At 50.2% G+C, this 1668-nt stretch carries 1 protein-coding gene; it reads left to right on the plus strand.

What is annotated here, in order from left to right:
• Nucleotides 1-451: 451 nt before the first annotated feature.
• A complete protein-coding gene (locus ACU52_RS14505; RefSeq protein WP_082335320.1) occupies nt 452-1666 on the plus strand; it encodes a tyrosine-type recombinase/integrase in 1215 nt (404 codons plus the stop codon).
• The last annotated feature ends 2 nt before the right edge of the window (nt 1667-1668 follow it).

The raw sequence follows: 1668 nt of genomic DNA on the forward strand, positions 1-1668 counted from the left end.
GCTCCGCCGGAATTGAGTATTAGGATCTTTGATCCGCTAAAAATACCGCTGTATTATAAAAGTGAGTAATGACAAACGAAGTTCTACGTTAGTCTAGTCAATGTTTTACTACAAGAAATAGGAAGTAATCGGATTAAATAAATCCTTATACTCAATTCCGGCAGATTGCAAATCAGCCGGCACATTAGTCTTGTTGATTATTATTGATCGTAATATATTGAAAAAATCCACAGCACTACGTTTGCATTTGACTTTAACTACTAAAACTACTATAACTACCGAAACAGAGGAGCGCAAATCAGCCGGCACATTAGTCTTGTTGATTATTATCGCAAGCACTACGTTTGCATTTGACTTTAACTCCTATAACTACTTTAACTACTCTAACTCCTACCCCATTATTTATTTGTTAATTTCCCAATCATATATTTTATATTAAAAAACATTTACCATGACTACAGTAAGACTAACATTCAGGATGGCGGCTGACAGCAGTCGCAAAGGCACATTGTATTTTCAGATTATACACCGTAATACGGTTAAGACACTCAGCACCAGATGCCGCATCTTTGCCGACGAATGGGACGAGCCCAACAGCCGCATATTCATCATGTCGCCGGTGTCTGCCAGGCGCACCGCCACGCTGCTCGGCATACGCAACAGAATCAGACACGAGATGCATCGGCTCAATGGCATAATCAACAAATACGACTGCAGCGGACTGCCTTACAACACTGCCGACATCATCCATTGCTACCGCAACTCTCAGCCGGCTGTCAACCACTCGCTGTTCGCCTTCATGCACCGACATATACGCATGCTCAGTGCCCAAGGCAGACTGCGCACCGCCGACACTTACCGACAGACGCTCAGCAGCATCACCACTTTCCGCAACGGCGCCGACATCAGCCTCTCCATGCTCACCGTCCCGTTCGTCGAGTCGTATGAGTCGTGGCTGCGCTCCCGTCGCCTTTGCCGCAACACCACGTCGTTCTATATGCGCATCCTGCGCAGTGTCTACAACAAGGCAGCGGCCGAAGGCATCGTCCCTAAGGGCAATCCCTTTGCCACCGTCTACACAGGTGTCGACAAGACCTCGCGCCGCGCCGTCAGCCTTGCCGACATCAGCCGCATCAAGGCTCTCAACCTCGCAGCCCACACCCCACTTGCCTTTGCGCGCGACATGTTTCTCTTCTCGTTCTATATGCGCGGCATGTCGTTTGTCGACATGGCATTTCTGCGCAAAAAAGACCTCAGCAACAACTACGTCGTCTACAGCCGCAAGAAAACCGGGCAGCAGCTCACCGTCAGATGGGAGCGCCCCATGCAGGCCATCGTCGACGCCTACGGCCCTTCTTCCACACAATATCTCCTTCCCGTCATCGTCCGCGAAGACGGCACCGAGCGCAGCCAATATCTCAACGCCATGCTCCGCGTCAACCGCAACCTCAAGAAGATAGGCGTCATGGCAGGCATACCCATTCCGCTCACCATGTATGTTGCGCGCCATTCGTGGGCCACGGCAGCCAAAGAGAAAGACATCTCCATAGGCATCATCAGTCAGGCAATGGGCCACGACTCCGAGAACACCACGCAGATATATCTCGCATCCATCAAGACCGGGAAAATAGACGATGCCAACCGCGACATCCTCAATGGTATCTGAAT

Source organism: Xylanibacter rarus (genome assembly GCF_001275135.1).
Classification (GTDB): Bacteria; Bacteroidota; Bacteroidia; order Bacteroidales; family Bacteroidaceae; genus Prevotella; species Prevotella rara.